This window comes from Kribbella sp. NPDC051718, from assembly GCF_040681515.1.
Lineage (GTDB): Bacteria > Actinomycetota > Actinomycetes > Propionibacteriales > Kribbellaceae > Kribbella.
In genome coordinates this window covers 394493-418253 of record NZ_JBFAYZ010000003.1, presented here as the reverse complement: position 1 = coordinate 418253, position 23761 = coordinate 394493, and the positions used below count along the sequence as shown (strand labels likewise).

Below are 23761 nucleotides of genomic sequence, written 5' to 3'. Positions count from 1 at the left end.
CCATGGCCTACAGCTTCGTCTGGCGCGCAGTCTGCGTTGCGCTCGGCTGTCTCGGGATCGTGCTGGGCCTGATCGTCTTCCCGCCCGACCTGCTGATCCCGTACACGCTTTTGACGATCGTCATTGGCCTGACAGCGGCTGTCGGTCATACGCCGAGCGGCACCGACGCCCAGGACGAGCGGCGAGCCAGCAAGCAGGCGGGCGTTCGCGCCATGCGGCCCTTCATGGGGCTGTTGGCACTTGCGGGCCTTGGGTTCGCCCTCGGCGTCGTAGTACTGCCGTTGGCTCTGGCCGTGGTCGTCACCTCACCGCCGGTCGTTCGCTGGTACGGCGAATCGGCCAGCCCGCCGCAACCCGGTGAGTCGGCGACCAGCACGGCCCAGCTCTGCCAGCAATGGCATGACAGCTTCGAGGACCTGCAGACGGCGATGACGCCGGCCGCTCGACTTCGCATCGTGACAGCTCGCCAAAGATGTCTCGACGAGCTGGAACGCCGTGACCCCGACGGACTGAACGCCTGGCTCAGCTCCGCTGCCAGCGCCGCCGGCGACCCCAGCCGCTTCGTCCGGCTGGATCAATCAGACGCCCCGCCCGCCGACGGCTGACCACTGCTCAGTGCGCGGGCGACGATGTCGGCCGCGGCGCTGACGTCAGGGAGCGGACCATCACAGCGCAATGCGTTGGCCTCGTGGAGCAGGACAGCCACGTAGGTGTCCGCGGCCTGCCGGCGCATCCTGTGATCAAGCGCGAACGGGCTGGCCGCGTCGAGCACCCGCTCGGTCAGATCCATCAGCCCGGCATGCAGACCGTACAGATGGCCCCGTACTTCGACATGGGTGTTCGCCTCGCGGAACAGGATCGTCCGCAGTACCGGCGACTTCTGCCGACCGTGCTCGAACTCGCCGGCGAGGCGCACGAGCGACCCTGACACATCGCCGGCAACGGCCAGGCCACCGACGGCGCACAACGGGTGCGACGGTAGTCGCTCGGCGAACAGCGCCCGGAGGAGATCCAGCTTCTTCGGGAAGTAGTAGAACAACAGCCCTTTCGCCACCCCGGCCCGATCGGCCAGACGTTTCGTCGGCGTGGCGTCGAAACCGTCCTCGGCGAACAGGTCCTCGGCAGCGTCGAGGATCCTGGTCCGGGCCGCGTCGGCCTCACCGGGTGCACCTGAGTCCACCCGGTGAGACCGACGCCAGGCCGGCCGATCTCCCACCATCGCAGATCCTCTCGGGGCCGGACTGGGAAACGTACCGTCAGGATGTGGTGGCCGGCCCGCGGTGCGATCTCGTGATCTGCAGGTCCGCCACTCCGATCAGGAAGACGACGGCACCGACGATCCAGGCCGTCCAGGCCATCGGGTGGGTACCGCTGAAGCTCATCACCCAGGGCGAGATGAAGAACAGCACCCCGAGCAGGGCGGTCGCGCCCTCAGCCGGCAACAGGTCCGCCCGGACGAGCTCCACGGCCGCGAGCCCCGCGGTCAGGATGCCGAGCACGATCATCGTCGTGGTGGCCTTGCTTGTCGTCGCCGTCCAGATCGGTGACAAGAAGGCGTAGATCCCTGCGAGCAATGCAATGAAGTCCTGCGGGTGGGTCCATCTTTTCATCCGGACCGACCACCTTTCCACCTGTGGGTCCGTCGCTCCGTAGGCGGGCCGATCACCGCCAGTGTGTTCCTGACTGACCGCCCGGTCAAGAGCCCCCAAAGAGGCGGTGGGAGCTTCGCTGTGGAGTGAGCGGGGCGGCTGGCGTGGGGAGTTTTTAGCGGCCTCCGGTGAACGTGATTCCGTTGGTGATTTGTTTTTGGGCGAAGAAGAAGATCGCCAGACACGGCAGGGTGATGAGGACTGAGGTTGCCATCAGCAACGGGGTGTCGGTGCCGTTCTTGGACTGGAAGCCGGCCAGCGCCAGCGGGAGGGTTTTCCACTGGTCGGAGTTGATGTAGATGGCGGGGCCGAGGAAGTTGTTCCAGTAGCCCATGAAGAGCAGGATCGAGACGGCGACGACCGCCGGGCGGGCCAACGGCAGGTACACGAGCAGGAACATTTTGAACCAGCCGCAGCCGTCGACCACAGCCGCGTCGGCCAGCTCGGACGGCATCCGGGAGAAGAACTGGCGGAAGAGGAAGATGTAGAAGGGCGAGCCGAAGAAGGCCGGCAGGATCAGTGGGTAGAGGGTGTCGATCATGCCGAGGTTGTTGAAGAGCATGAACTGCGGCACCATCGTCACCTCCCCCGGCAACAGCATCGTCGCCAGTACGACCCCGAAGATCACCCCGGAGAAGCGCACCCGCAACCGGGCAAACGCAAACCCGGCCAGCGAGCAGGAGAAGACCGTGCCGACGATCGGGATCAGCGTCGTGAGCACCGAGTTGAGCGCATACCGCCAGAACGGGAACGACGTGATGGCTCGCGTGTAGTTGTCCCACAGGAATTCGCGCGGCCAGATGCTCGCACCGGACGAGCCCACCCCAGCCAACGACCTCAGCGACGTAGCGATCATCCACAGGAACGGGTACACGAAAGCAAGCGAGCCGAGCGCGAGGACGGCGTACAGCCCAACAGTCAGAGGTAGGTTGCGGCGCCAGAAGGGACGGTCGGCCCGGCGGACGGAGCGGGAGACGTCGACAGGGGCGCGGGTTGAGACGAGGGTCGCCATGGGTCAGTTCCTCCTGGCGGGACGGCCGGCTCGCAGTCGACGGCGGCCGCCGAGTTCGGTTTCGTAGTACACGGCGAAGGCGCTTCCGCGCAGGGTGACGGCGGTCAGCGCCAGGATGATGACGAAAAGGATCCAGGCCAGCGCGGACGCGTACCCCATCCGGAAGTTCTGGAAGGCGTTGTCGTACAGGTAGTACACGAAGAACAGCAACGAATCCTTCGGCCCGCCGTTCGCGACGAACCCCTGGGTGAAGATCTGCAGCGCCCCGATGATCCCGGTCAGCGCGTTGAAGAGAATGATCGGCGACAACTGCGGCAGCGTCACATGCCAGAACAGCCGCAGCGGCCCGGCCCCGTCCAAAGCCGCCGCCTCATACAGATTCAGCGGTACGTCCTTCAAGCCGGCCAGATAGATCACCATCGCGCCTCCGACGGTCCACAGACTCATCAGGATCACGGTCGGCAGCGCCCAAGACGCATCGAAGAACCATCCCGGCCCCTGCACCCCCAGCTTGCCGAGCAGATCGTTGGCCAGCCCGTACTGCGGATTGAAAACCCAAAGAAACAAGACGATCTGAGCAACCCCGGACACCAGCGACGGCAGATACCAAACCGTCCGGAAGAACCGGATCCCGGGCAGATCCACATTCATCAGCAAGGCGACCAGAAACGCCAGGAACGTCTGCAACGGCACCGAGATCACCGCGTACAGCAGCGTCACCTTGATCGCCTGCCCGACCCGCGGATCCTGGAAAGCCTCCGTGTAGTTGGCCAGACCGACGTACCGCGGCGGCGTGATCAGGTCCCACGACGTCAGGCTGACGTAGACCGAAGAGAGCATCGGCCCGACCGTGAAGACCAGGAAGCCGATCAGCCAGGGCGAGATGAACAGCCAGAACGCGATCGTCTTGTCCGCCCGCGGCCACTTCCGCTTCGCCCCGTACGCCGCCAGCCCGATGACGGCGTACAGGACGATCAGCAGTACCAGGAACGGGACCAGCGGCACGAGCACCGCGGGGACACCCCAGGACTCCGCGAGCGTGCGGATCCAGCCGATGGTCGGGTTCATGGCCGCCTCACTTCTTCAGCGCGGCGGTGCACTTGTCGTTGAGGCCGGGCAGGATCTTCGCGACGTCGTCCTTGCCGCTGCCCAGCGGGGTGTAGCTGGTGATGCCCTTGTCGGCGTCACCCGAGATCTGCGCCTCGCGCGGCACCGACGGGCTCACCAGACCCGTCTTGAGCGCGGTGGTGAAGGCGGCCAGGTTGCGATCGGCCGGCAGGATCTTCTCCAGCGTCCCGACGGACTCCGCGATGATCGGTACGCCGAGCGCCGTGTTGCCCTGGATCAGCTGGTTCTGCGCATCGGAGTTGGTGCTGGCGAACTCGATAAACTTCTTCGCCGTCTCCGCCTTCTTGCCGGCCGCGTTCTTGGCGATCGCCAGCCCGCCGACCTCCATCGGGAATCCCTTGCCGGGAACCGGTACCAGCGTCCAGTTCGGTTTCGAGATCTTGGCGAAGTCGGCGACCGTCCACGGCCCGAAGTCGCTGAAGGTGCCGAGCCGCCCGGCCGCGAACCACTGCGCCTGGTCCTGGCCCTCGATGTCCAGCGAGCTCGGCGCGGACTTGTCCTTCTGCATGTCCACGATGTACTGCGCGGTCTTCAGCCCCTGCGCGTCGCCGAAGGTACAGGCGGTCGCGTCGGCGTTGTAGAACCCACCGCCCGCCGCGGTCAGCCAGCCCTTGAACCACAGGTTGCTGGTCCCGAACACCCGCGCCTTGCCCTCACCATGGGAGAGCTTCGCGGCAACGGTCTTGAACTCTTCCATCGACAGCGGAGTCGTTGCGCTCGGCAACGGCAGCCCGGCCGCCTTGAAGGCGTCGACGTTGATCGCCATCACCTTCGGCTTGGCGGTGAACGGCGTCGCGTAGTACTTGCCGTCGAACTTGAGCGCCTCGCTGATGTTGGGCTGGATGAACTTGCCCGGGTCGACCTGCTGCTCGGCGAAGCTGGGCGCGAACCCGGCCAGGCTGGTGTTGCTGATCTCCATCACGGTCGCCTGGGTGCCGGCCGCGATCGAGGTCTGGATCTTCTGCTCGTAGTCGGCCTGGATCCAGTTCGTGGTGACCTTCGTACCGGGGTTGGCCTTCTCGAACGCCGCCGCGATCGCCTTCAGCGAAGCGGCCTCGGAGTTCGTACCCCAGAACGAGAAGGTGATGTCGCCGTTTTCGTTGGCTCCGCCGGCGTTGTTGGCGGCGGGCGCGCTGCCGGAAGCGCAGCCGGCGGCTAGGAGGAGGGCGGCGAGACCGGCCCCGACCGGGAGCAGGTGGCGGTTGAACAGCTTCATGGGAGGTCCTTCGGATGAGGGGAGGTGACCCGGACCGTCTGGCCGGGCTCGAGGATCCAGGGACCGGCGGAGCCGACCGTCACCGTCAGCGGCCCCGGTCCGCTGTGCACGGTGATCTCGGTCGTGTGCCGTCCTTCTTGGGTGATACGTAGGTCCCAGCCGCCGACCTTCACGTGGTCGGCGGTGAGCCAGCCGACCTCGGCCGGCAGGTGGGAGTCGATGGCCAGGCGTGCCGCAGCAGCGTCCGGGACGAGGCCGAGCAGCCCGGCCACAAGATGCTCGACGACCGTGAAAGAGATCTCCGGATAGTCGTCCCGGCTGTCGATCAGGTGCCGCAACCAGCGCCAGGCCGACTCGTCCCGGCCAGACCGGAAGAACACCTCCGGCAGATAGCTGAACGCCTCGATATTCGGCGGCGGATCGGACTCCAACTGCTGCTCGATGAAGTCCAGAAACCGCTCGGCCCGTACGCCGGACCCGCCCAGCCCCGTCATGGGTACGAACCAACTCGTCTCCAGCCCCCAGCCGAAGTCGAGACTGCCGTCGCCGAGCCGGCCGCGGGCGTAGCTGCCACTGGACTCGTCCCACCAGGTGATGAACTCGTCCTGGACCTTCTCGGCGGCGACGCGATGACCGCCGCCGCCGAAATGCCGGGCCAGCTCGAGCAGAGCGGCGTACTGGAGTGCGAGACCGTCGGCCGCGACCGTCAGGGGCCGCTCGGGGTGCTCGTTGTAGGTGGCGGTGCCTTCGAAGATGTCGCCGGTGCCCGGTGCTTCCGGGAGCCCGTCGCCATCATGGTCGTGCACCCGGACGAAGTCGCTGACCGAGCGTTCGTAGTACGCCGCCAGGTCGGGATCGTCGAGCCAGTCACGGTCGCCGGTCCAGCCGTACTGGCGCAGCGCCCGGTAGGTCAGGTCGAACACCGCGGGGATCTCCCGGACGAAGTGCTCGTCGCCGTGATAGTCGAGCCCGGCGATGCTCCCGTCGAAATGGAAGGCCCAGAGCGGGTACCACTTCCGGCCGGCCGTCGCCGACCGGGCGAAATGCCGGAACATGGCGAAGTTCTCCGCGGCCAGCCCGAGCAGATGCGCGCCGGCCGCCTGATGGCAGACGTCGCGCGAGTAGAACATCGGCCGGGACGGATAACCCGCCCAGTACGACGGCAGGTTGCCCGCCGCGGCGTCCGTCTGGACCCACTCCAGGGCGCGCTTCCGGGCCCAGGTGAACGCGTCCTCGACGTAGCCGAGATCCGACGTCACGGTCAGGTCGGACATCCTTGGCCTACTTCCGGCAACAGGGGATATTAGCGCTAAAACTAGGCAGCCGGATTGCATTCGTCTATACCTTCGGCGGCATCGATTTTACCGCTATAGTCGACGGCATGGCCGCCACCGACTTCGAGGTCCGCTCCCCCGCCGGAGACATCTGCCGGATCGGCACGGTGTCCGCCGGCACCGTCACCGCCCTGCCGTCGGCCGAGCCCGGCGTGCTCGGGTACGAGATCATTGCCACCGATCTGGCGGCTGAGCCGGTCCGGCTCCGGTGGACCTGGCCGGTCGATTCCGCGGCCACCCTGTGGCAGGCGATCCAGGGCACGGCCCGGACGCTGCCGACCGACTGGGGTTCGCATCGCGACATCCGCTCGGTGCGGTCCGCGCCGGTCGCGTCGTTCGTGAACCTGGATGATTCGAGTCCTTGCACGGTCTCGCTGTCGTCCGAGGTGCGCGGTTGCGACTTCGCGGTCGGGGTGAACGAGGAGAGCGCTGAGCAGCTGTTCCAGCTGGCGATCGACGATGTCGAGGCGGTCGACGGCGTGCACCGGTTCAGCTTGCGGATCGATCTGCGCGGCCTTCATTTCGCTGAGGCGTTGCGTGGTGTCACCGATGCGTGGACGGCTGAGCTCGGCGACCGGGTGACGCCGGTGCCGGAGTTGGCCCATGAGGCGATGTACTCGACTTGGTACAGCGATCATCAGCACGTGTCCGCGGCGTCCGTGGAGGACCATGCGCGTGAGGGAGCGCAGTACGGGTGTCGTGCGGTGATCGTCGATGACGGGTGGCAGACCGAGGACACCGCGCGCGGCTACGCGCATTGCGGTGACTGGGAGCCGACGAGCAGCACGTTCCCCGACATGGCTGCACATGTCGCGAAGGTGCACGAGACCGGGCTGGACTACGTGCTGTGGATCGCGCCGCCGCTGATCGGCGAGCACTCCAAGGCTTGGGAACGGTTCAAGGAGTACACCGTCGGATACGTCGACGGACTGAGCGCGTGGATCCTCGATCCGCGGTACCCACAGGTGCGCGAGCACATCGTCGAGGCCTGCATCCGGCCGGTCCGGGACTGGGGTGTGGACGGGCTGAAGCTCGACTTCATCGACTCCTGGGCGTGGGACGACGCTCCCCCGGCGCCTGGCGGCGACTGCGTGACGATCGATGAGGGTGTCGAGTTGGTCTTCGACGCGATCGCGGCCGAGCTGCGCCGGTTGCGGCCGAGCTTGTTGATCGAGTTCCGGCAGAGTTATGTGAGCCCGCGGCTGTGGCAGTTCGGGACCTTCCTGCGGGCAGGAGACTGCGCTTTGGACGCGGTGGAGAACCGGGTTCGTACGATCGACTGCCGACTGTTGGCCGGTGGGCGGGCGGTGCACTCGGACATGCTCATGTGGCATCCCGACGCCTCGGTCGAGGCGGTGGCTCAGCAGTTCATCGGGGTGTTGTTCAGTACGCCGCAGGTCTCGGTTTCGTTGGCTGATTTGTCGCCAGAGCATGAGCGGGTGGTGCGGTACTGGCTCGGGTTCATGAAGGAGCATACGGAGGCGTTGCTGCACGGCGTACTGACTCCGTCTCGGCCGGATGCTCGCTACACGCAGGTGACTGCTTTGGGTGGGTCGGAGACGGTGGTCGCCGTTTTCGCCAACCCTGTGGTGCGTTTGAGCACCGCGCCTGGGGTGACACTGCTGGTGAACGGCAGCAGCGAACCACGCCTGTACGTCGAAGGTGCGGGCGCCGGACCCGTCCAGCTCGTAGTGTCTGACTGCTCGGGCGTCGAGTTGTCGCGGCAGACAGTCACGCCGCCTGCGGGGCTGTGGCCGATCGACGTACCGGCTGGCGGGGTGGCCCGGCTCGAGCTGATCTGATGACTGACGTGGGGGGCTCGATGGCAGGCGAGAAGAAGCGGCCGGCACGCCGGACGACGGTGGCCGACGTGGCCAAGCTGGCCGGCGTCTCGGCGATGACGGTGTCGAACGTGCTCAACGCGCCGCATCGGGTGAGCGAACCGACCGTACGGACCGTGCAGGCCGCGATCGACGAGCTCGGCTACACCCCGAACCACGCGGCGCGCGCGCTGTCGTCGGGTCGCAGCCAGGTGATCGGGTTGCCGCTGTACCTCGAGGACGAGACCTTCAGCGATCAGAACCCTGGTCTTGGCGGGTTCCTGCATGGGCTGCTTGGCGGGCTGGTGAAGTCGGCGGCTGTCGCCGGGTACGGCGTACATGTGACGACGCCGACCGAGGGGGCGACCGAGATAGCACTCTACGAGAGGCTGATCGCGGCCCGGCAGGTCGACGCGATCGTCGTACTGGAGACGATGCCGCATGATCCGCGGCTGGAGTTCCTCAGCTCGCGGGGATTCCCGTTCGTCGCTTTCGGGCGTACCGGGCATGACCAGCGACAGTGCTGGGTGGACGTCGACAACGAGAAGTCGATGGCGGGGATCGCTCGCCATGTCCGCGGTACCGGTCGCACGCGGGCGGCTTACCTGGCGACCGACAGCAGCCTGCCGTGGGTCCACCAACGCCAAGCCGGCTTCCTGCAGGAATTCGCTTCGCCGCATTCTCTGCAGTCGTTCGCGTCTTTGGATGCGGTGGCGAGCTTTGTGGAGAGCGCTCTCGGTCGCCCTGACAGCCCCGACGTCTACGTCGCCGACAACGACGCCTTCGCCGTGGTCGCGATGCGAGCCCTGCAGCAGCGCGGCGTAAAGGTCGGCGAGGACGTAGCCGTCACCGGCTTCAACGACTTCCCCTTCGCCAGCATGCTCGACACTCCCCTGACCACCGCCCGCATCCCTCTCCGCGACATAGCCGCCTGCCTCTTCACCCGAGCCCTCCACGAAATCAACGGCGCCCCAGACCAACCCGGCCGCCTCGTCACCGCACCTTTGATCGTGCGGTCGAGCGCCTAGCTCAGCGCTCTCCTGGCCAGCAGCAAGGTGACGCCGGTGCCGACGAGGCCGGCCAGGCAGATGGTGAGGTTCGGTTTCAGCAGTGTGCCGATCGCGCCGGCCAGGGCGATGCTGACGCCTTGGATCGCCATCAGGCCGCTCGTCTGCACGGTGAACAACCTCCCGCGGTACTCCGCTCCGGTCGCGCGCAGGATGAGCGGATCGATGCCCTGGTTGAAGGCGTAGCCGCTACCCGAGATCGCCAGCAGGACGGCGGCTATGGGCACGGACGGCTCGGCGATGAAGGCGATCGCCGGGGTTTGGCTGAGCAGGATGAGCGGGATCACGAGTCGGCGCCTCGTCTGCGGGCTGAGCCGGGCTGCGGCGAGCTCGCCGAGAATGCCTCCGACGGAGTACCCCGCGAAAAGCGCTCCCGCAGCACTGGCGGCCGCACCAGTCTGCACGGTGTACGCCACGGCCAGCCCATCAGGCATAGACGAAAACGCCGGTACCACCCACGAGAGCAGGATCAACCTTCGCAGCGGGAGGTTGCCCCACAGATATCTCAACCCGGTCAGCGAGTCCTGCACGGTGCTCCCGGTACGCCCGACGGCCGGCGTGTACGGCGTGCCGAACCCGATCAACGCGGCCGATCCCACGAACGTCACCACATCAAGCGCCAGCAACCAAGTCGGCCCCACCGCCGCAACTGCCACCGCCCCGACCGCGAACCCAGCCAGCACCGTCACCTGAGCAATTGCCCGAAGCAACGACCGCCCCACCGGGAACAACTCCGCATCAAGCAACTGCGCCAAGCTCGCCGCCCGAGCCCCCGCAAACACCGGCGCCACGACCCCCGTCAGCAGCAGCAACCCCAGCAACGCCCCCACCGGTAGCCCCGGAACCAACATCGCCGCAATGCAAGCCGCACTCACCAGATCACAACAAACCAGCACCCGCCGCGCCGGAAACCGATCCGAAACCGACGACAGCACCACCCCACCCAACGCATACGGCAGAAACGAGCAAACCAACACCAACGCCGACAACAAACTCGACCCGGTCCGCTCAAACACCAAAATCGACAACGCAACCTGCGCAGCCACCGTCCCCACCATCGACACGGCATGCGCCAAGAACACACTCCGCATCCCGGAAACCCTCAGAACCGCCCGATACCCCACACCCACAGCAGCACCTGTACTCACCCCACCGACCCTGACCCCCACCTCATCTCCAACAAACTCTTTCGGCACCACCCGAAACACCGCTGTGCTCTTGCCTGTTGGCGGAGTATGTTTTCGGGTGTGACCGAAAGATGACGGTGTTGCGGTTTGGTCAGGCCGATACGTTGCGGTGTCGGTTTGGGACTTCGCCGTTGTGGGAGACGACGTCGGCGGTGCGGGTGCTGAATCTGCATCGGTATCGGCCGTTGTACTCGCCTTGGGTGGAGGGGAAGGCGGAGCTGGCGAGTGGGCTCGAGTTGGGGTTGTTGCGGGCGGTGCAGCCTCGGTTCGGGTTTACGCCGGACTTCTTGACGCCGCCGCCGCGCGCCTCGCGGGCCAAGTTCTCGACGGAGATCGCTCGGGTTCGGAGTACTCCGCTGGAGCGGGTGCGGCAGGAGTTGGTCTGGTCTCGGGACGGGCGGAACAATCCGGGAGCCCCAGAGATCGACCGGATGTTGAAGGATCTCGCGGGGACGCGGGAGCGGATGGCGGATCAGATCGAGAACGCCTGGGAGATCCTGGTCAAGCCGGACTGGCCGATGATCAGTCGCGTTCTCGACGACGACATCGCGCATCGTGGGGAGCAACTGACGTCAGGCGGGCTGGCGAAGCTTTTCGATGATCTGCACCCGACGCTCACCTGGCAGGACGGGCAGCTGATCGCCTCCCGGTACAGCTCCCCCGACCACGAATTGACCGGCGAAGGTCTGCTGCTGATCCCCGGCGCCTTCGCCTGGCCGTTCCTCGTCATCGTCGCAACGGAGGGCTACCAACCCACGCTCGTCTATCCGGCCCGCGGCTCAGCCCGGCTCTGGTCCGACGCCCCGGCACCGCCCGACCCGCTCGCAACCTTGCTCGGTCGCACCCGCGCCACCTTGCTGGTCGCCCTCGATCCCCCAGCGACAACCACCGCGCTAGCCCAGCAGTACGGGCTGGCGCTGGCGACCGTCGCCGAGCACCTGTCCGCCCTGCATGGAGCCGGGCTCGCAACACGACGGCGTACCGGACACCAGGTGCACTATCGGCGTACCGAGGTCGGGCAAGCCGTGGTCGATGCGTCGATCGGGTGAGTGAGAATGCTCGGATGAGCAAGGTTCCCAAAGCGCCTGACCCCAGCAACCGGCATACCCGGCGCTGGCCGGCCTCCCTGGCGGTGATCGTGGCGCTGGGTCTGCAGTTGGCTGTACCGCCGCAGATCATGGAGGCGCCGCGCTGGATCATGCCCGCCATCGGGGCCGCACTGCTGATCCCGTTGATCTGGACCAACCCGTTTCACCTGCGCCGGGACGAGCTTTGGCTGCGGTGGATCGAGCTCGTTCTGGTGGCGGTACTGGTGGCGATCAACGCCATCTATCTGATCAGCCTGATCGTGCTGCTTGCCTCCGGAGAGCAGGCCGACGGCAGGGTGCTGGTCAAGGCCGCGCTGCTGATCTGGGTGACGAACGTGGTCGCCTTCGCGCTCTGGTACTGGGAGATCGACCGGGGCGGTCCGTTCGCGCGGATGCCCGAGCATGAGCACGAGGAAGAACGCGCTGATCTGCTCTTTCCGCAGATGACCGTCGATCTCCCCGGCTGGGAACGCTGGCTCCCGGGTTTCACCGACTATCTGTTCGTCGCGTTCACCGCGTCCACCGCGTTCAGCCCGACCGACACGATGCCGCTCACCGCCCGGGTCAAGACCCTGATGGGGATCCAGTCCGGGATGGCGTTGCTCACCATCGCGGTCATCGCCGCCCGCGCTGTCAACGTGCTCTGACGGCAACCCACTCCGGCGTGCTCTGACGGCCCCCGTCCACGCCTCGGCAAAGCTCTCGACGGTCATGTAATGAGTGTGAGAGTGTTACGCCCATGTACAGGATCCCGACCGGGTGAAGGCCGGGGAGAGCTGGTGGGAGGTGGGTCGAGGTGGCACACGACGCGGCGCGGACCAAGTCCGTCGGGCTGGGGTTCGCCCTGTTCTCGGCGATCACTTTCGGCGGATCGGGGCCGTTCGCGAAGGCGCTGATCGAGGCCGGGATGTCGCCTGAACAGGCGGCCTGGATCCGGATCCTCGGCGCGACCGTCATCCTCGTCCCGCTGGTGCTGATCTTCCGCGGCAGCGCCGGCATACTGGCTGCCCGCCGCTCCTGGCCGCAGCTCGTTCTGTACGGCCTGACCGGGATCGCCGGTTGCCAGACCCTGTTCTTCGTCGCCGCCAGCAGGCTTCCGGTCGGGATCGCGCTGTTGCTGGAATTCTCCGGCCCGCTGCTCGTGGTCGGCTGGCTCAAGTTCGGCCGCAAGGTCGCCGTACCGCGGTCAGCCGTACTGGGCGTCGCGATCGCGCTGGTCGGCCTGGCCACCGTCGTCGAGATCTGGTCCGGCCTGAACCTCGACCTGATCGGACTGCTGGCCGGCCTCGGCGCGGCCGCCTGCCAGGCGACGTACTTCATCCTGATCGACAAGCTCACCGGCGTCGCCGACCCGCTCGTGATGACAGCGGCCGGCAGCGTCGTCGGCGCCATCGCGCTGACCGCCGTGGCCGTGCCGTGGACGATGCCGTGGCACACCCTCACCGACACGATCGCGATCGGCCACCGGTCGGCGCCCGGCTGGATCTTCGCCGCCTGGCTGATCGTGGTCAGTACCGTGGTGGCCTACCTGGCCGGCGCGGCCGCGGTCCAGCGGCTGTCGGCGGCGATCGGCGGCGCGGTCGCGTACGTCGAGGTGGTGGCGGCCAGCATCTTCGCCTGGATCCTGCTGAACGAGACGCTCACCACCAACCAGATCATCGGTGGGGTGATCGTGCTGCTCGGCGCCTTCGTCGCGCAGTCGTCCGTGGGCAAGGTCGCACCGCCGGAGGTACCGCCGACGGTGGATGATGAACTCTATGGACTCCATCGCGGTGACATCGTCGGGGCAACTTCGGGGCAAGACCACTGACGGGATCACCGCGTATCTCGGCATCCCGTACGCCGCCGACCCGGCCGGCCCGAAAGCCTTCCAGGCACCCGAGCCACCGCCGAGCTGGGATGGTGTCCGCGATGCGACCGCAATGGGACCGACCTCTCCGCAACCGCCGTACGAACCCCCGTACGACGTACTGCTGACGAACCCGATCAGCCCCGGACCCGGGTTCCTCAACCTCAACGTCTGGACGCCGGGCGGGTCCGGGTTGCCCGTGGTCGTGTGGTTGCACGGTGGAGCGTTCCGGAACGGGTCGAATGCGATTCCGGCGTACGACGGGACCGCGTTCGCGCGCGACGGGGTGATCCTGGTCGGGGTCAACTACCGGCTCGGCGTACAGGGCTTCGGGGTGCTGAAGGATGCGCCGAGCAACCGTGGGCTGCTCGACCAGGTCGCGGCCCTGCGCTGGGTGCAGGAGAACATCGCGGCCTTCGGCGGCGACCCCGGACGCGTGACGATCGCCGGGCAGTCGGCGGGCGGGATGAGCGTCGCGACGCTGATGTCGATGCCGTCGGCGCAGGGGCTGTTCCAGCGGGCGATCGTACAGAGTGGTTCGGCGAGTGCCACGGCTCTCGCTGACGATGGCGCTGTGATCACCGCGGAGGTGGCCAAGCGCCTCGGAGTCGAGTCGACCGCGGCCGGCTTCGCGTCGGTGGCGATCGAGGAGTTGCTCGCCGCGCAGCGGGTGGTGGCGGCGGAGTTGCGGCAGAACCCGGATCCGGCGCGCTGGGGTGCGACCGTGGTCAGCGCGGGTGGCGGGATCATGCCGTTCTTCCCGGTGATCGACGGTGAGTCGGTGCATGCGCAGCCGCTCGGCGCGATTGCGGCCGGATCAGCCGCCGGAGTCGACCTGCTGATCGGTACGACGACCGAGGAGATGCGGCTCTTCTCGATTCCGTCCGGGGTAGCGGCGGCGATCACCGCCGAAGCGCTGCCGGTGCTGCTCGCCCGATCGGGGATCGATCCGGCCATCGCGGCGGCCTACGCGGCGAACCGGCCTGATGAGTCGCCGGGTGAGATCTTCAGCGCCGTCGTCAGCGACGGGGTCTTCAGTCTGCCGACGCTGCAGCTCGCGCTCGCCCAGCGCGCGCACGCGACGACATACCTCTACGAGTTCGACTGGCAGTCGGCGCTCGACGGGCTGCACGCCTGCCACGCGCTCGAGTTGCCGTTCGTGTTCGACACGTTGGCGACGGCGACCTCTCCCCTGTACGGTGCCGAGCCGCCGCAGGAGGTCGCCGACTCGATGCACGCGGCTTGGGTCGCGTTCGCTACCACCGGCCGGCCGGGCTGGTCGGCGTACGAGACGACCACCCGGCCGGTGATGACGTTCGGGCTCCCCACCCGGCTGGTAGAGGACCCGCGAGCTGCTGAGCTGGCCCTTTGGATGTCAGGCAACCAGCTGGAGGACTAGGTCGCGGGGCAATCCGTGGGTCTCGTGGAGGTACTCGAAGTCGGAGTCGTCGAGGGTCTTCTGGAAGCGTTCGTGGCTGAGGATCCGGCGGCCGCGGTCGAGCAGGTTGGTGAACCGGATCTCCTCGTCGATCAGGATCCGCCGGACCAGGGTGAGCACCTCGCCCTGGTGGAAGTGCTCGCTGGTGTGCTCGAACAGCTCCATCGGCAGGTCGGACAGCGTCCGGGTGTCGTCGGAGCGCCAGAGCAGGGTGAGCACGCGGCGGATCAGCCTGCGCAGCACGTAGCCGCGGCCGGTGTTCGACGGGTGCACGCCGTCGCCGACGATCACCATGCTCGAGCGCAGGTGGTCGATGACGATCCGCTCGTCGTGCTCGTCGAGCTTCCACAGCTCCGGGATGATCCGGGTCCACGGCTCGAACAGCGACGTCTCGTAGACCGACCTCTTGCCCTCGAGCAGCATCGTCAGGCGTTCGAGACCCAGGCCGGTGTCGATGTTGCGCTGCTGGAGGGTTTCGAGGGAGTTGTCGTCGAGGCGGCGGTACCGCATCATCACGTGGTTCCACACCTCGACCCAGCGGTCGTCGGTGGTCGGCGTGCCCTCGGGCTCACCGTCGCCGGTCCAGACGAAGATCTCCGAGTCGGGGCCGCAGGGTCCGGTCGGGCCGTTCGACCACCAGTTGTCGTCGGTGGTCAGCTCGATCGGCAGGCCGAGGTCCTCCCAGGTGCTGAGTGACTCCTGGTCGAGCGGGACCTGGTCGTCGCCGCCGAACACGGTCACGTACAGGCGGTCCTTGGGGATGTTGAAGCCCTCGGTCAGCAGCTCGTAGCCCCAGCGCAGGGTCTGCTCGGTGCCGTAGTCGCCGAGCGACCAGGAGCCGAGCATCTCGAACACGGTCAGGTGAGTCGGATCACCCACCTCGTCGAGGTCGGTCGTGCGCAGACATCGCTGCACGCCGACCAGTCGTCGGCCGAGTGGATGCGGATCGCCTTCCAGGTACGGCGTGAGCGGATGCATCCCCGAGGTCGTGAACAGCACGGGGTCGCCGGGGCGCGGAATCAGCGAGGATCCCGTGGTCGGGATGTGGCCGTGCCGGCGGAAGAAGTCGATGAAGGTCTGGTCGATGGTCATCGCGGTTTTGTCCTTGTCTGTTGGGCGCTGACCAGAAAAGGAAGCCGGGACAACAAAAAACCGGCGGACCGTTTCCGGTCGCCGGTTGGGGTGAAGAAGATGTCAGGCAGCGGCAGCCGGAGAGCACGAAGCTCGTACGGCTACTGCGACGAAGGACATCTGATGCATGTCACCAACAGTACATGACAGCACCACTGCTGCCCAGCGACCTCCGCCTCCGGCGGAGGTCGCTGGGTGAGTTGAGGAGGGTCAGCGAAGGTCGAGTAGTTCGCGGAGGAGGCTGCCGGAGCGGGTCCAGCTCCAGTCGGCTCGCACCCAGGCGCGGCCCGCCTCACCCATCGCCCTGGCTCGGGCGGGGTCGGCGAGGAGTTCGGTGATGCGCACTGCCGTGGAGACCGGGTTGTAGGGGTCTACTAGGTAGCCGGTTTCGCCGTGGCGGACCGTGTCGGGGGCGCCGCCGGAGTCGCCTACGATCACTGGTTTGCCGGTGGCGGAGGCTTCCAGGGTGACTATGCCGAGGGCTTCGGGTTCGAGGCCGAAACGCCTTGTTCTGCAGGGCATTGCGAAGATGTCGGCGGCATCGACGTACGGTGGGATGTCCTCCCACGGGACCGCGCCGGTGAAGCGGACAGCGTGGGCGACACCGCTCTGTCGGGCCAGGTCTTCGAGGCGATCTCGGTCCGGGCCGCCACCGACCAACAGCAGGACGGCCTCCGGTACGGCGGTGAGGACCCGCGGCCAGGCCTGGATCAGCGTGTCCTGCCCCTTCCGCGCGACCAAGCGCGAGACGCACGCAACGACCGGCACGTCCTCCAGCCCGAGCCCCTTGCGGACCTGCTCTCCCCCGCAATCCGGGAAGAACCTCGACGTATCGATCCCGGGCGTCAGCCGCCGCATCCGGGCCGCTGCCTCAGAAGACAGCGCCGGCGCGATCTGCTCCTCGCACCAGGCCGACACCGACGTCATCGTGTCGGCAGCGTCCCCGATCCGCCGGAGCGCCTGGCGCGTTCCCGGCGTACCGGCCCACCACGTCTCGTGCCCGTGCGTCAGCGCCACGATCCGCCGCGCCCCCGCCCGTCGCAGACTCGGCCCCATCAACGCGAGCGGCGCCGCGGCCCCGAACACGACCCGATCCGCCCCGTACTCCCGCATCACCCGCACCGCGCTCCGCGTCACCCGCGGCGTCGGCAGCAACATCGACGTCCGATCCCGCACCACCGGAAACGGCAGGCCGGCGTCGTACTCCGCAGCACCCGCCATCCGCGAGGTCAGCACCACCAGATCCGGCAACTCCGAACACAGCGACCGCACGAACGTCTCGATCCCGCCCTGCCGAGGCGGGAAGTCGTTGGTGACAACCAGAACCGTCACTTCTCGACCAGCGGCGGAACCGTCTCGCCGTGCTCGGCAGCCCACGCCCGCCCCATCGCGATCCGCTCCGGCGGCGTCGGGTGATTGGCGAACAGCCAGTACCGCCACCGACTCGGCTCCAGCCCGCTGATGTTCTTCACCGAGAGCTCGTGCTGCATCTCGACGAAGTCGGTCGGATCCTTCGTCAGCTGCAGCGAGTGGTAGTCCGCCCGGGCCTCGATCCGGCGGCTGACCAGATTCTGCACAGGCGACGCGAGCGTCGTACCGGCGACGATCAGCGCGAGCAGCAGCGCAGTACCGCGTGGATCGGAGACGCGGGCCCCGAGCAACAACCTCAGCAACACGATGGCGAAGGCCGATCCCAGCGCGCCGACCAACGTGCCGTGCAGGACATCGTCCTCGGCAGCGTGACCGAGCTCGTGCGCCACCACCAGCCGCACCTGCGCCGACGTCGCGTCCTTCAGCAGCGTGTCGTAGACGACCAGCCGCCGCGTCGAGCCGAAGCCGGACACATACGCGTTCAGCGTGGTCGTCCGCTTGGACGCGTCCGCGACGAGCACATCCTTCACCGGTACACCGTCCTGCTTCGCCAACTGCATGAACTCGTCCCGCTGAGCCCCGGCGGGCATCGAGGTGAAGTCGTTGAACCGCGGCTCGACGATCACCGGATAGGCAAACGACACCCCGAGCACCAGCACCGCGCAAGCGATCGCCGCCGGCGCCCACCACCAGGTCTTCCAGCGCTTGGCCAAGGCAATCAACCCGAGGCTGATGGCAACCAACGCCAGGGACAGCAGCAACCAGTTGACCAGCCGGTCGCGCAGCCACAGATCCCACGCCTCGGTGGACAGCCCGTACTTCCGGGTGACCCGCTCGGCCATCGCGTCCGTCGGCAGCGTGATGACACTGGCGATCAGGCCCAGCGCGAGCACGACGACGGGGACGGCCAGGTACCAGCGGCGGATCCGCGTCACGGCGTACAGGCGGCGGCCGAGCGGGCTGAAGCCGATCGTCAGCGGGACCAGCAGCGAGAGCACCCAGGAGGTCGTTGACCAGGGCAACAACTCGTGCCGGAACTGGTTCTGCTGGTCGATCTCGGCCGTCGTGAAGTCGAGCGCGGCGTCGGGTTTCGGCAGATCGATCAGGTGCCAGGGCGTCGTCGTGATGATCACGACGACGAGGGCGGCGGCGAGCACCAGGGCGGCTCCGGCGGGAGCCAGTTTGGCGGCCCGCTCAGACACCGGCGAGTCTCTTCAGGTACTTCTGCCAGTCAGCCGTGAACTCCGGCTCGGTGGTCCCGAGCACGGTCTTGAAGGCGTCGGCCAGTCCGGTCCGGCTCTTCGACGTGTGCACGGCTCGATAGAACTCCACCAACTTGCCCTGCCCTTCCCGCTCACTGATCAGCCGGCAGGCCAGCCAGGCCGACTCGTAGGCCTGGGGCAGCTCGGCCGACGAGGCGGCGAAGGCTTCCGGGGTGGGCAGCGTCTTCGGCGTCTTGCCGGCCCGGACCGCCTTGAACAGCTCCTTCGCCGCCGATTCGTCCTGGACGGACACGGCGGTGAAGGCGACGTAGTCGGCGAAACCCTCGGCCAGCCACAACGGTACCGGCGAGGCGGTAGCGGTCGAGGCGACGTGGGTGGTCTCGTGGGTGAGCACGATCCGGCGGCCCTGCCGGCCGAGTTCGTCGAAGAGCTTCGGATTGGCGACGATCCGGGTCGGCGCGCCGGTCGCCGGGGTGTCCAGCTCGGCCATCGTGACCGCGGCGATCTGGGTGTAGGTGCCCGGCTGGGCGCCGAGCACGTACTCCATGTCGGACTGTTTGGCGGGCAGGTAGATGACCGCCTTCTGCTTCCAGTTCTTGCCCCAGACCTTCGTCACCGACGTGACCGCACGATCCGTCACGGCCGCGTAGTCGTCCGCGTCGGCCTGCGAGTCCAGGCTGATCACCAGACTGCGATCGCCCTTGGCGACCTCGATCTCGCCGAGCGCCCAGATCGGCCGGCGCTGGCCGGCCACGAAGCGCTCGCTGAAGGACGCCGCGTACGTCGTACCGTCGCGGGTGACGAAGGTGACCGGCAGGGTCTCGCGGGCCGGTTTGGTGTCGAAGCCGCTCAGTTGCCAGGACACCTCGACCTGGGCCAGCCAGGACTCGGTCCCACCGAGCTCCTTCTGCCGGTCCGGGGGCAGCGCGCCGATGTCGTCGCTGACGTAGCGCAGCTGGAACGTGGCCAACGGCAACTTGCCGAGGTTGCTGTAGATCGTCCGGGCCTGCGCGTCGAAGCTCTTGGCCAACGGGTCGATGGTGCCGAGGAAGGCCGACTTGCGCTTCTCGTCGATCGAGTCGGCCATCCTCTGCAGGACGGCCTGGCCCGCGGCGGCCCGGCGTACTCCCTCGGCCGCCTCGTCCGGCGTGGACTTGTCGGCGCCCGGGGTCTGCACGCTGCGGCCGGGCGCGTCCGGGTCGGCGGGCGCGTCGGCGATCTTGCGGAGCCCGGCGAACCCGGCCACCCCGACCAGGCAGACGGCGACACCGAGCGCGACCTTCTTGACGATCGGACCGTGCGCGGACGTCCAGGTGCTCACCGTCTGGATCGCCGTCGGGCGCCCGGGCCCGTCGCCGACCGCATGCTGGGCCGGGATCTGGATGGTGGTCTGCTCGGACGGCGAGACCCGGTGCTCGGCGAAGTCGTCGTGCTCGCCGAAGCCGCCGGTGGGGTCGGCAGGGGGCAACGTGCTGCCGCGCTCGTCGACCACCTCGGCCCCTTGCTGCTCGCCTGCCCCAGTCAGAGGAGTCATTTCAGAGCCCTCCGGGGACAGTCAAGCATGGGCGAGGTGGCGGTGAACAAACGAGGGCGGCTCCGGGGGCTACTGTCCCCGGAGCCGTAGTGCATGTCGTGACTGGGCTCAGCCCGGGCGGACCGCGCCGACGTAGCCGCTCATGTAGTCGAGGTCGTCGGTCTTGACCGGCTTGCCCGGGTTCGGCGCGTGCACCATCCGGCCGTTGCCGATGTACATCCCCACGTGGTGGATCGACGGGCTGCCGTAGAAGACCAGGTCGCCGGGCTTGAGGTCACTGCGGCTGATGTGGCGGCCTTCGCTGTACTGCGCCTTGGACGAGTGCGAGAGCGAGACGCCGGCCTTGCCCCAGGCATACATCGTCAGGCCGGAGCAGTCGAAGGAGCTCGGGCCGTCAGCGCCCCAGACGTAGCTGTCACCCTGCTGGGCCAGCGCCGCCTGGACGGCGACACCCGCGCGGCCGTTGACCGGCACCGGCACGTCGCTGTCGGGGTCGTCGGAGGTCCGGTCGCCGTCGCGGGTCGGGCGCGCGTCGCGGGCCTTCTCGGCTTCCTTGTCGGCTTCCTGCTTAAGGCGGTCGCGCTCGGCGTCGCTGAGCTTGCCCAGCACCTTCTCGGCGGCGTCCAGGTTGGCCTGCACCTGCTTCTTCAGACCGTCCTGCTGCGACTGCACGGCCTGCAGCGCGGCGAGCTCGCTCTGCTCACTGGCCTGCAGGTCGGTGAGCTTGCCCTGGGCAGCCTGGAACCGGCGGAGCGCCGAGTTCTGCTGGCCGGCGAACGCCTGCGCGGTGGAGGCCTGGCTGAGGAACTGGTCGGGGTTCGTCGACAGCAGCAACTGCGCCGTCGTCGTCATCCCGGAGGTCTGGTACCCGGCGACCGCGAGGGAGCCGATCTGCCTCTTGACCGCGTCGACCTGCACCTGCTGCTTGGCGATCCCGGCCTGCAGTGCCTTGACCCGGATCTGCGCGGCGGTGATCTGGCCGCGAAGGTCGTTGGCCGCCTCGCCGATGTCAGCTGCCTTGGTCTGCAGCGCCGCTACCTGGGCCTTCGCCTGCTCCAGGGTCGGTTTCGGATCTGCGTCCGCCCCCGTCTGGATGAAGATCACTCCCGCTACGACGGCGGTGGAGGTGATGGCGGCGAGGGCAATTCCCTTGAAGCGCTTCGTGCGGCCGATGGACACAGCCCGGTCGGTCCCTTCCTCTGCTCGACGCCGTCCCCGTCAACCCGCCAGGTCACAACGACCGGCCGGTCACCCTCGGCTACATCTTCGCTGCCCGTTCGGCCTGGTCGACCGACACTGTGAGGCAACGAGAGGTAACAGTAGTAACCGATTCGTGACCGGTGCAATCCGCCCCTCTGGTTTGATCCAAACTTAACGTCCGGAAAGCCTTTGCTTTGCGATCACTAGACTGTGCCCGACACGGACAGATCAGCGGCGGGGGTGGGATGAGCGAGATCGGCCGGCGGATCAAAGCACTGCGCCAGCGCTCAGGATTGACCCAGGAAGAACTCGCCGACAGGTCATCACTGTCGGAACGGTCCTTACGCGATCTGGAGTTGGGCCGGGTCAAGAAGCCACGGGCCAAGTCGATCCGGCTGATCGCGAGCGCACTCGAGCTGTCCGCCGACGAGACCCGGCAACTACTGGGCCTGATCGTCGACGAAACTCCGGAACCGCCCGCCATGCCCCCTCCGGTCCGCCAGCTCGACCAGCTTCCGTTGGACGACAAGCACTTCACCGGCCGGTTCGCCGAACTCCGCGATCTGGATCTGCTGATCTCCGAGCGACCATCGACCCGGATCGTGACGATCTCGGCCATCGGTGGCAGCGGCAAGACCGCACTCGCCATCCACTGGGCCCATGGGGCTGCCGGTCATTTCCCCGACGGCCGCTTGTACGTCGATCTGCGCGGCTTCACGCCTGACCAGGAGCCGCTCGACCCGGCCGAGGCGCTGGGGCGGATCCTCACCGCATTGGAGATCAAACCGGCCGACCAGCCGCCGACGCTGGAAGAACGCGCAACCTTGTACCGGTCTGTGGTGGCCGGTCGCCGGTTGCTCGTCATTCTCGACAACGCGGCGACGGCTGACCAGGTCCGGCCCCTACTTCCCGGCTCCCCCAGTTGCGCGACGATCGTCACCAGCCGAGAACGCCTTCCCGGTTTGATGGTGCGGGAAGGCGCTCATCCCCTGCTCCTCGATGCGATGACGGAGTCCGAGGCGGGCGAGCTTCTCCGTACGGTCCTCGGCAACACCCGGGTGGACGAGGACCGTACGGCCGCGGCCGAGATCATCTCGCTCTGTGGCCGCCTTCCGTTGGCCCTGCGGGTTGCCGGAGCCAGTATCTCGCTCGGTGACTACCGAACCCTCCGGCAGGCAGCCGACGAACTGGGCTCCGCTGACCGGTTGGAACGCCTCTCGTTGCCCGGTGACCCGACGTCGTCGGTGCTGCCGGCCTTCGAACTCTCCTTCGCCCGGCTGCCCGGTCATCTCAAGGAGTTCTTCGGCCGGTTGGGCCTGCTGCCCGGCAGCGTCTTCCGCACCAATGCCGCGGCGTCGCTGACGGCGATCTCCGCCGAACTCGCCGATCAACGACTCCAGCGCTTGGTCGCGCTCAATCTGGTGCAAAGCCGCGCTGACGGCCGTTTCGCGCTGCACGACCTCGTCAAGCTGTTTGCCCAGCGCTGCGCAGCCGTGGACGAAGCTGTCCTGAGGCGGGTGCTCGACTACTACCTGCAGTCCGCGGACGAGGCCAACCGGCAACTGCGGCCGACCCGGGTCCGGTCCCCCATCGATCCGGCACTCGACGGCGTGATCGTCGAGGAGTTCGCCACTGCGGACGCCGCCCTGCGGTGGAGTACCGATGAGCTGCCCGCCATCGCCGATGCCGTCGAGGTGGCCGCCGCCGCGAACCTTTCGGCGCCCGCGATCCAGCTGCCGACCAGCATGATCGACTTCTTCCATCTCCGGAAACACTGGCCGGTCTGGTTGGCCACTCACGAGACAGCGCTGGAGGTCGCGCGCCGGATCGGTGACCGGGAGCATGAGGGCATCCTGCTGTCCGGGATGGGAATCGCCTATCTCGAACTCGGCCGGATCGACGAGGCAACGAAGTACCAGGAAACCGCTGCCCTCATCGCCCGTGAAGGCGATCACCGCTTTCCGCTTGCCCGGGCGCTGACAGCGCTGGGCATTCTTGCGATGCACCGGGCCGACTATGCAGCGGCCGTAGAGCACTTCGCAGAGTGCGAGCGACTCGCAGCAGAAGACCAGGACCCGTACGGCGCGATGCTCGCCGTCTTCAACACGGCCTATGCCCACCTGTGGGCAGAGAACTTCGACGACGCCCGGGCTCTCTTCGAGAAGGCCCTGCCGATGGGTGAGGCGCTCGGCGCGGCCGACGTCATCGGTGGGTCCATCAATGCACTGGCCCTGATCCTGCAGGCCGACGGACAGCTCGAGCCCGCCCTCGACCGGTTCCGCCAAAGTGCCGCCGTTGCCGAGCAGAACGACAATCTCATCGGACTCGCCGAGGCTCGCGGAAACATCGCGCAGACACTTGTCGCGCTGAACCGGCCGGCCGAAGCGAGAGCGGTCTTCCTGGCTGCTCTCGAAGCTGCCGAGCAACTCGGCGACAAGCGCCTGCAGGCTGACCTGCAAGCAGACCTGGATGCGCTGCTCGCTGCCGGCACCGTCCCCTGACAGCCGATCTCAG

General features: G+C 67.5%; 20 protein-coding genes. 8 read left to right on the top strand and 12 right to left on the bottom strand.

Annotation, left to right across the window (positions count from 1 at the left end):
* The first annotated feature begins 2 nt into the window (after nucleotides 1-2).
* Nucleotides 3-605 (top strand): hypothetical protein, encoded by a 603-nt coding sequence (locus AB0M15_RS13510; protein ID WP_363817308.1) that lies wholly within the window; start codon nucleotides 3-5, stop codon nucleotides 603-605.
* Here AB0M15_RS13510 and AB0M15_RS13505 read toward each other — a convergent pair.
* The 6 genes from AB0M15_RS13505 to AB0M15_RS13480 all read right to left on the bottom strand — a co-directional run bounded on the left by AB0M15_RS13505 (nucleotide 575) and on the right by AB0M15_RS13480 (nucleotide 6279).
* A complete protein-coding gene (locus AB0M15_RS13505; RefSeq protein WP_363817305.1) occupies nucleotides 575-1219 on the bottom strand; it encodes a helix-turn-helix domain-containing protein in 645 nt (214 codons plus the stop codon). The genes AB0M15_RS13510 and AB0M15_RS13505 overlap by 31 nt on opposite strands.
* A gap of 37 nt (nucleotides 1220-1256) precedes the next feature.
* Nucleotides 1257-1610, bottom strand: a complete 354-nt coding sequence (locus tag AB0M15_RS13500) for an SPW repeat protein (protein ID WP_363817302.1) — start codon at nucleotides 1608-1610, stop codon at nucleotides 1257-1259.
* A 154-nt stretch (nucleotides 1611-1764) separates the two neighbouring features.
* The gene (locus AB0M15_RS13495) at nucleotides 1765-2661 is read right to left on the bottom strand and encodes a carbohydrate ABC transporter permease (RefSeq protein WP_363817299.1); all 897 of its coding nucleotides are present in this window, start codon (nucleotides 2659-2661) and stop codon (nucleotides 1765-1767) included.
* A gap of 3 nt (nucleotides 2662-2664) precedes the next feature.
* Nucleotides 2665-3729, bottom strand: coding sequence for a sugar ABC transporter permease (locus tag AB0M15_RS13490; RefSeq protein ID WP_363817296.1), 1065 nt, complete (start codon nucleotides 3727-3729; stop codon nucleotides 2665-2667).
* A gap of 7 nt (nucleotides 3730-3736) precedes the next feature.
* Nucleotides 3737-5005 (bottom strand): extracellular solute-binding protein, encoded by a 1269-nt coding sequence (locus AB0M15_RS13485; RefSeq protein ID WP_363817293.1) that lies wholly within the window; start codon nucleotides 5003-5005, stop codon nucleotides 3737-3739.
* Nucleotides 5002-6279 (bottom strand): hypothetical protein, encoded by a 1278-nt coding sequence (locus tag AB0M15_RS13480; RefSeq protein WP_363817290.1) that lies wholly within the window; start codon nucleotides 6277-6279, stop codon nucleotides 5002-5004. Before AB0M15_RS13480 ends, AB0M15_RS13485 begins: the two co-directional genes overlap by 4 nt.
* Before the next feature lie 107 nt (nucleotides 6280-6386).
* On the opposite strand from AB0M15_RS13480, the gene AB0M15_RS13475 reads away from it, so the two are divergent.
* Nucleotides 6387-8141, top strand: coding sequence for a glycoside hydrolase family 36 protein (locus AB0M15_RS13475; protein WP_363817287.1), 1755 nt, complete (start codon nucleotides 6387-6389; stop codon nucleotides 8139-8141).
* Entirely contained in the window at nucleotides 8141-9187 is a 1047-nt protein-coding gene (locus AB0M15_RS13470) for a LacI family DNA-binding transcriptional regulator (protein WP_363817284.1), read from the top strand. The genes AB0M15_RS13475 and AB0M15_RS13470 overlap by 1 nt, the downstream gene beginning before the upstream one ends.
* Here the strand turns inward: AB0M15_RS13470 and AB0M15_RS13465 are convergent.
* A complete protein-coding gene (locus tag AB0M15_RS13465) occupies nucleotides 9184-10350 on the bottom strand; it encodes an MFS transporter (RefSeq protein ID WP_363818433.1) in 1167 nt (388 codons plus the stop codon). The two genes, AB0M15_RS13470 and AB0M15_RS13465, sit on opposite strands and share 4 nt — an antisense overlap.
* 194 nt (nucleotides 10351-10544) lie before the next feature.
* Here AB0M15_RS13465 and AB0M15_RS13460 point away from each other — a divergent pair, with 194 nt between their 5' ends.
* From AB0M15_RS13460 to AB0M15_RS13445, 4 genes are all read left to right on the top strand, one after another.
* Entirely contained in the window at nucleotides 10545-11462 is a 918-nt protein-coding gene (locus AB0M15_RS13460; RefSeq protein WP_363817281.1) for a DUF5937 family protein, read from the top strand.
* Between the two features lie 14 nt (nucleotides 11463-11476).
* On the top strand, nucleotides 11477-12148 hold the full coding sequence (locus tag AB0M15_RS13455) for a hypothetical protein (protein WP_363817278.1): 672 nt from the start codon (nucleotides 11477-11479) through the stop codon (nucleotides 12146-12148).
* 149 nt (nucleotides 12149-12297) lie between these two features.
* A complete protein-coding gene (locus AB0M15_RS13450) occupies nucleotides 12298-13311 on the top strand; it encodes an EamA family transporter (RefSeq protein WP_363817275.1) in 1014 nt (337 codons plus the stop codon).
* Nucleotides 13259-14749 carry a carboxylesterase family protein gene (locus tag AB0M15_RS13445; RefSeq protein ID WP_363817272.1) on the top strand — a complete coding sequence of 497 codons (1491 nt, stop codon included), beginning with the start codon at nucleotides 13259-13261 and terminating at the stop codon, nucleotides 14747-14749. Before AB0M15_RS13450 ends, AB0M15_RS13445 begins: the two co-directional genes overlap by 53 nt.
* Here the strand turns inward: AB0M15_RS13445 and AB0M15_RS13440 are convergent.
* The 5 genes from AB0M15_RS13440 to AB0M15_RS13420 form a co-directional block, all read right to left on the bottom strand.
* Nucleotides 14726-15880 carry an alanine--tRNA ligase-related protein gene (locus AB0M15_RS13440; protein WP_363817269.1) on the bottom strand — a complete coding sequence of 385 codons (1155 nt, stop codon included), beginning with the start codon at nucleotides 15878-15880 and terminating at the stop codon, nucleotides 14726-14728. The two genes, AB0M15_RS13445 and AB0M15_RS13440, sit on opposite strands and share 24 nt — an antisense overlap.
* A gap of 249 nt (nucleotides 15881-16129) precedes the next feature.
* On the bottom strand, nucleotides 16130-17251 hold the full coding sequence (locus AB0M15_RS13435; RefSeq protein ID WP_363817267.1) for a glycosyltransferase family 4 protein: 1122 nt from the start codon (nucleotides 17249-17251) through the stop codon (nucleotides 16130-16132).
* Nucleotides 17248-18492: a M48 family metallopeptidase gene (locus AB0M15_RS13430; protein ID WP_363817264.1), complete on the bottom strand. Its 1245-nt coding sequence runs from the start codon at nucleotides 18490-18492 to the stop codon at nucleotides 17248-17250. The genes AB0M15_RS13435 and AB0M15_RS13430 overlap by 4 nt, the downstream gene beginning before the upstream one ends.
* Nucleotides 18485-20047: a hypothetical protein gene (locus AB0M15_RS13425; protein WP_363817262.1), complete on the bottom strand. Its 1563-nt coding sequence runs from the start codon at nucleotides 20045-20047 to the stop codon at nucleotides 18485-18487. Before AB0M15_RS13425 ends, AB0M15_RS13430 begins: the two co-directional genes overlap by 8 nt.
* Before the next feature lie 108 nt (nucleotides 20048-20155).
* Nucleotides 20156-21226, bottom strand: a complete 1071-nt coding sequence (locus AB0M15_RS13420; RefSeq protein WP_363817260.1) for an NlpC/P60 family protein — start codon at nucleotides 21224-21226, stop codon at nucleotides 20156-20158.
* A gap of 266 nt (nucleotides 21227-21492) precedes the next feature.
* Here AB0M15_RS13420 and AB0M15_RS13415 point away from each other — a divergent pair, with 266 nt between their 5' ends.
* Nucleotides 21493-23748 (top strand): tetratricopeptide repeat protein, encoded by a 2256-nt coding sequence (locus AB0M15_RS13415; RefSeq protein ID WP_363817258.1) that lies wholly within the window; start codon nucleotides 21493-21495, stop codon nucleotides 23746-23748.
* Nucleotides 23749-23761 lie beyond the last annotated feature (13 nt).